Raw genomic sequence first — 4097 nt, 5'->3', positions numbered from 1 at the left:
CCTTCAGCAATGTGCCAGTCGATCAGACGGCGCAGCGCGGGATAGTCCACGCTGCCGTCCTCGAGCATCGGCGTGACGAGCGCAACGATGCTGCCAACGATGGGTTTCATGACGTGATCCTCGCAATAGCGAGATTTTAACCAGCCGCTGCTGACAGCTGAACGCCGAGGCTACAGCGGGTATCGCGCCGGCGTCGTGGTCGAGGGATGCTCGCGCACCGCGGCGATGCGCTGCACGAAGCGCGGGGGCGCGTCGAGGAAGCCGTCTTCGAAGCCGAGCACGCGCCAGTCGCCCGCCGCGCTCTCCTGCACCACGCTCAACAATTCGCCGGGACGCAGCAGGAAGTCGGGGTTGGAAGGCTTGCCGACCGATTCGTTGCCGACCGCGAAGGTTTCGTAGATCAACAGGCCGCCGGGTGCGACGCTGGCGACGATGTCGGGCAGCCGGGCACGCCACAAGTAGTTGGTGACGACGACCGCGTCGAACTGCCGATCGGGCAACGGCCAGGCGCCGGCTTCGATGTCGGCCACGATGGTTTCGCCGAGCGCACGCAGCGGCTCGAGCGCTGCGGCATCGCGGTCGATGCCGGTGACGCGGTGGCCGAGCGAAGCCAGCCAGCGCACATGTCGGCCCGTGCCGCAAGCCACATCGAGCACGTTCGCATGCGGCGGCAGCAGCGCCGCCCAGCGCCGGACCCACGGTGATGGCGCGAGGCCGGCGTGTGCGGGAGTCACGTCAGAAACAGCTCCACACCCGGTTGGCCAGATCGACCATCAGGTCGGGCTGCCGGTAGGCCAGGAACACGCCGGCCAGCGCGCCGGCGGCAAGCGCCCAAAGTCCGGCGCGGCGAAGCGGTGTCGTCTTCATGCGCCCATCATGCCGGCTGCACCGACCCGCGTTCGATCGCGGTTTCTCGCACCGGCAGATTGAGCAGGGCGGCCATGACGCCGAGCCCGACCGCCATCCACCAGACCACGTCGTAGCTGCCGGTGCTGTCGTAGAGCCGGCCGCCCAGCCACACGCCGAGGAAGCTGCCGATCTGGTGCGACAGGAACACGAAGCCCCCGAGCATCGAGAAGTGCTTGACTCCGAAGATCTGCGCGACCATCGCGTTGGTCAGCGGCACCGTCGAAAGCCACAGCACGCCCATCACCGCGGAGAAGACGTACACGCTCATCGGCGTGAGCGGCAACAGCAGGAAGGCCACGATCGCCACAGACCGCAGCGCGTAGATCGAGCTCAGGAGGAGTGGCTTGGGCAAGCGCTGGCCGAGCGATCCGGCGGCGTAGGTGCCGAACACGTTGAACAGGCCGATCAGGGCCAGCGCGGTGGTCGCCACGTCGGGCGTGAGCCCGTTGTCCCTGAGGTAGCTCGGCATGTGCACGCCGATGAACACGACCTGGAAGCCGCACACGAAATAGCCCGCCATCAACAACTGGAAGCTGCGGTAGCCGAAGGCCTCGCGCACGGCTTGGCCGATGCTTTGCTGGCTGCCGACCGGTGCTGGGGCGGCCGGCTCCTTGAGGCCGAAGGCGAGCGGCACGATCGCCAGCGCCAGACAGCCGAGCACGATCAAGGCCTGCTGCCAGCCGAAGGCACCGATCAGCCAGTTCTCCACCGGCACCATGAGGAACTGGCCGAAGGAGCCGGCCGCTGCGGTGATGCCCATCGCCCACGAGCGTTTGTCTGGCGCCACATTGCGGCCGATCACGCCGTAGACGATGGCGTAGGTGGTGCCCGCCTGGGCCATGCCGATCATCAAACCGGCGCTGCCGGTGAAGGCTAGGCCCGAAGTGGCCAGCGCCATCAGCACGAGCCCGCCGGCGTAGAGCAGCGCGCCGGCCAGCAGCACCTTGAAGGCGCCGTAGCGATCGGCCAGCATGCCGGCGAAGGGGCCCGTCAGGCCCCACATCAGGTTCTGGATCGCCAGCGCGAAGGCGAAGGTTTCGCGCGACCAGCCGCGGTCCATGGTGACCGGCTGCAGCCACAAGCCGAAGCCGTGGCGGATGCCCATCGACAAGGTGACGATGGCGGCACCGCAGATCAGCACCTGGGTCATCGACAGTCGGTTGGCGGTCGCGACGGGCTGGCTCATGGCGAGCACTGTAGCCAAGCGGCGCCGTTCCTGCCGGCTAGACGCCCCGCCCGGTGAGCGATCGAACGGCGAGTCCCGGCTTCGCCGGGATCACTTGGCGAAGTGGCTCGGCGACCGCCTGCTGCGCCAGCCTCCCGTTCTCGCTCAACGGCCGGCGAAGCTCCTCAGGGCGCGCTTCAATGGACTGCCCGGGCCGTGCGGCGGCCGGTACTCGGGCAGGCGCGCGGTGCCGGTCTTGCTGTGCATCGGCGGCTCGATCGGGCGCTTCTCGATGGCCAGCACGCTGTCGTAGAAGTGCAGCGAATGAGTGCTGCGGGTGAAGTCATTGACCGCCAGGCGCGCCGGTTGCTGGGAGTGCCAGGCGTGCAACTGGTCGATGAGCCCCTTGCTGTATTCGATGAAGCTCGCGCTGGCGCCCATGCCGCCGCCGAACTCGCGCCGGTAGCACGTGAGCAGGTCTTCGGCCATGTACACGCCGTTCGGATCGACCCGCGGATACACCTCCTCGAAGGTGCAGCGCAACTGGCTCATCATGTGGCCGCCGTCGTCGAGCACGATGTCGATGCGCGGCATGGCATCAGCCACCGATCGCAGGAAAGCACGGTCTTCCTGGTCGCCGATGAAGATGTTGACGCGGTCTTCCTCGAGCTCGCGGCAGGCCGGGTTGATGTCGACGCCGTAGATGTGCGCCTGTGGACCAAAGTAGTCCTTCCACATCTGCAGCGAGCCGCCCTGGTACACGCCGATCTCCAGCATGTGCACCGGCTGGCCGCGAAAACGGGCGAAGTGGCGCTCGTAGATCTCGAAGAAGTGGTGCCACTTGTGGATGAGATTGCCGGTGTTGGCGTGGAAATAGCGCTCGAGGTCGTTCATGGCGCGCGAGTGTAGGGCGCTCCCTACAATCCGCCGCCTATGGCAAAGCAAGGCAAGTACGCCGAAGAATCGATCCGTGTGCTCAAGGGCCTCGAGCCCGTCAAGCAGCGTCCGGGCATGTACACCCGCACCGAGACGCCGCTGCACATCGTGCAGGAGGTGATCGACAACGCGGCAGACGAAGCGCTCGCGGGGCACGGTCAGCGAATCGCCGTGACGGTGCATGCCGACGGCTCGGTGAGCGTGGAAGACGACGGCCGCGGCATTCCCTTCGGCCTGCATCCCGAAGAACAAGTGCCGGTCGTCGAGATCGTGTTCACGCGTTTGCATGCCGGCGGCAAGTTCGACAAGGGATCGGGCGGCGCTTACAGCTTTTCGGGCGGACTGCATGGCGTTGGTGTGAGCGTGACCAACGCGCTGTCCACGCGCCTGCAGGTGACGGTGTTTCGCGAAGGCAAGGTCGCCACGCTGGCTTTCGGCAGCGGCGACGTGACGGAGGCGGTCGTCACGCGCAAGGCCGGCGCCGCCGATCGCCGGCAGGGCACCAGCGTTCGGGCCTGGCCCGACCCGAAGTACTTCGACACGGTCGATCTGCCCAAGGCCGAACTGGTGCACCTGCTGCGCAGCAAGGCGGTGCTGATGCCGGGCGTGACGGTGACGCTTGCCTTCGAGAAAACCGGTGAAGTGCAGAGCTGGCGCTATGAAGGTGGCCTGCGCGACTACCTGCTGCAAAGCCTGAACGCCGACCCGGTGATCCCGCTCTTCGAGGGCGCGCATTACGCCCGCGAAACCGAGACCGAGAACTTCGCGGAAGGCGAGGGTGCCGCGTGGTGCGTGGCCTTCACCGAAGAAGGCAACGCACTGCGCGAAAGCTACGTCAACCTGATTCCCACCATCGCCGGCGGCACGCACGAATCGGGCTTGAAAGACGGCCTCTTCACCGCGATCAAGGGCTTCATCGACCTGCATTCGCTGTTGCCCAAGGGCGTGAAGCTGATGCCTGACGACGTGTTCTCGCGCGCCAGTTTCGTGCTGAGCGCGAAGGTGCTCGATCCGCAGTTCCAGGGCCAGACCAAGGAGCGCCTGAACTCGCGCGATGCGCTGCGCCTCGTCTCCACCTACGTGCGCC

The 4097-nt window shown here is 66.7% G+C and carries 6 protein-coding genes; 1 reads left to right on the top strand and 5 read right to left on the bottom strand.

Annotated features, from left to right (window positions below; all coding sequences use genetic code 11):
- From H0W38_RS18075 to H0W38_RS18055, 5 genes are all read right to left on the bottom strand, one after another.
- Positions 1–110, bottom strand: a 110-nt coding sequence (locus H0W38_RS18075; RefSeq protein ID WP_292456679.1) for a dihydrodipicolinate synthase family protein, incomplete at its 3' end; no start/stop codon positions are given.
- A gap of 60 nt (positions 111–170) precedes the next feature.
- Positions 171–734, bottom strand: coding sequence for a bifunctional 2-polyprenyl-6-hydroxyphenol methylase/3-demethylubiquinol 3-O-methyltransferase UbiG (locus H0W38_RS18070; protein ID WP_292456676.1), 564 nt, complete (start codon positions 732–734; stop codon positions 171–173).
- A 1-nt stretch (position 735) separates the two neighbouring features.
- Positions 736–867, bottom strand: a complete 132-nt coding sequence (locus H0W38_RS18065; RefSeq protein ID WP_292456673.1) for a hypothetical protein — start codon at positions 865–867, stop codon at positions 736–738.
- Positions 868–874: 7 nt separating this feature from the next.
- Positions 875–2095: an MFS transporter gene (locus H0W38_RS18060; RefSeq protein ID WP_292456671.1), complete on the bottom strand. Its 1221-nt coding sequence runs from the start codon at positions 2093–2095 to the stop codon at positions 875–877.
- Positions 2096–2239: 144 nt separating this feature from the next.
- Positions 2240–2968 carry a class I SAM-dependent methyltransferase gene (locus H0W38_RS18055; protein ID WP_292456668.1) on the bottom strand — a complete coding sequence of 243 codons (729 nt, stop codon included), beginning with the start codon at positions 2966–2968 and terminating at the stop codon, positions 2240–2242.
- 39 nt (positions 2969–3007) lie between these two features.
- Here H0W38_RS18055 and H0W38_RS18050 point away from each other — a divergent pair.
- The coding region (locus H0W38_RS18050) for an ATP-binding protein (RefSeq protein WP_292456666.1) at positions 3008–4097 on the top strand (1090 nt) is incomplete at its 3' end.

The sequence above is a fragment of the Methylibium sp. genome (assembly GCF_013817365.1).
GTDB lineage: Bacteria > Pseudomonadota > Gammaproteobacteria > Burkholderiales > Burkholderiaceae_C > Methylibium.
Note: the sequence above shows the minus strand (reverse complement) of the source record. Positions and strands in the feature narration are given on the sequence as shown.

Excerpts from the sequence above, each read along its gene's own strand:
- H0W38_RS18060 (WP_292456671.1), bottom strand. The coding sequence starts at position 2,095 with ATGAGCCAGCCCGTCGCGACCGCCAACCGACTGTCGATGACCCAGGTG.
- H0W38_RS18065 (WP_292456673.1), bottom strand. The coding sequence starts at position 867 with ATGAAGACGACACCGCTTCGCCGCGCCGGACTTTGGGCGCTTGCCGCC.
- H0W38_RS18055 (WP_292456668.1), bottom strand. The coding sequence starts at position 2,968 with ATGAACGACCTCGAGCGCTATTTCCACGCCAACACCGGCAATCTCATC.